Source organism: Dietzia sp. Cai40 (assembly GCF_014145165.1).
GTDB lineage: Bacteria > Actinomycetota > Actinomycetes > Mycobacteriales > Mycobacteriaceae > Dietzia > Dietzia natronolimnaea.
In genome coordinates, this window is the sequence record NZ_JAALEB010000318.1 from 1 (window position 1) to 1,638 (window position 1,638).

The 1,638-nt window shown below is 69.4% G+C and carries 2 protein-coding genes; both read left to right on the forward strand.

All coding sequences use genetic code 11. The features are described 5' to 3' along the window. Positions 1-80: 80 nt before the first annotated feature. Positions 81-563, forward strand: a complete 483-nt coding sequence (locus G6022_RS12185) for a GNAT family N-acetyltransferase (RefSeq protein ID WP_179524027.1) — start codon at positions 81-83, stop codon at positions 561-563. Between the two features lie 40 nt (positions 564-603). Then, positions 604-1,638: TrpB-like pyridoxal phosphate-dependent enzyme (locus tag G6022_RS12190; protein WP_182691647.1), on the forward strand; the 1,035-nt coding region annotated here is incomplete at its 3' end.

Here is a 1,638-nt window from a genome sequence, read left to right on the forward strand (position 1 = left end):
GGCCGCCGGCTCCGCGCCGCAGCCCTCGGACGACGATCCGGCCGGTGGTACCCCGGCCGACAAGCCCTGACCTGCAGACGGTGAGTGAGCACGACTCTCCGTGGAGAGTCGTCGCCTCTCCCTTGGCCGGGCTGGGTCCGCTGGACGTCCACGCGCTGTACAAGCTGCGCGTGGACGTCTTCGTCGCCGAGCAGGACTGCCCGTACGCGGAGATCGACGAGGTCGACGCCGACCCCGGCACCACGCACCTGTTGGCCTGGGCTCCGGCCACCGAATCCGGTCCGGACGAGTTGGTGGCCACCCTGCGCGTGTTCGGGTCGGGGGTCCACGGTGGGGTCATGCACCTCGGCCGGGTGTGCACGGCTCCCGGGTGGCGAGGGCGGGGGATCGCCGGTGTCCTGATCCGTCGCGGACTCGAGCTGTGCGGCGAGCTGCCCGTCGAGATAGGCGCCCAGTCCCACCTCGAGGGGTGGTACGAGCAGTTCGGGTTCCTCCGTTGCGGACCGGACTACCTGGATGAACGGATCCCGCACCTCCCCATGAGGCGCGACCTCCTAGGATGAGGCGTGGCTCACCCCTCCCCACATCTCCCGAGGACACCATATGACGTCTGACGCTGCATCCGGTTCACACTCCGCATCCGGTTCGCTGGTCACGGCACCTCTGGTCAAGGCACTTCTCCCCGAGAGCGAGATGCCGACCCACTGGTACAACATCCAGGCCGACCTGCCCGAGCAGATGGCGCCGCACCTGCACCCGGGCACGAAGGAGCCGCTCGGGCCGGAGGACCTGGCGCCGTTGTTCCCGATGGCGCTCATCGAGCAGGAGGTCACCGGGGAGCGGTACGTCGAGATCCCCGAGGAGGTGCGGGAGATCTACCGGCTGTGGCGGCCCTCGCCCCTCATCCGGGCCCGCCGACTGGAGAAGGCCCTCGGCACCTCGGCGAGGATCTACTACAAGTACGAGGGCACCAGCCCGGTCGGCTCACACAAGCCCAACACGGCCGTGGCCCAGGCGTACTACAACGCCGCGGAGGGCATCACCAAGCTCACCACCGAGACCGGCGCCGGTCAGTGGGGCGCGTCGCTGGCGTTCGCCGGTCAGGCCTTCGGCATCGAGGTTGAGGTCTGGCAGGTCAAGGCGTCCTTCGAGTCCAAGCCGTACCGCCGGATGCTCATGGAGACCTTCGGCGCCTCCGTCCACCCGAGCCCCTCCGACCTGACCGAGGCGGGCCGGTCCTTCCTCGCCAAGGACCCCCACACCCCCGGTTCGCTGGGAATGGCGGTGTCGGAGGCGGTCGAGGTGGCGGCGGGCGACCCCGAGGCCCGCTACTCCCTGGGTTCCGTCCTCAACCACGTGTGCCTGCACCAGACGATCATCGGCGAGGAGGCCCTCAAACAGCTCGAGATGTTCGGGGAGGCCGCGCCCGACTACGTCTTCGGGTGCGCTGGGGGCGGCTCCAACCTCGCCGGTCTGGCGTTCCCGTTCATCCGCGAGAACCTGGCCGGGGCGCAGACGAGGATCGTGGCCGTCGAACCGACCGCCTGCCCGTCCATGACCGAGGGCGAGTTCCGATACGACCACGGAGACGTGGCGGGTCTGACCCCGCTCATGAAGATGTACACGCTGGGCCAGGAC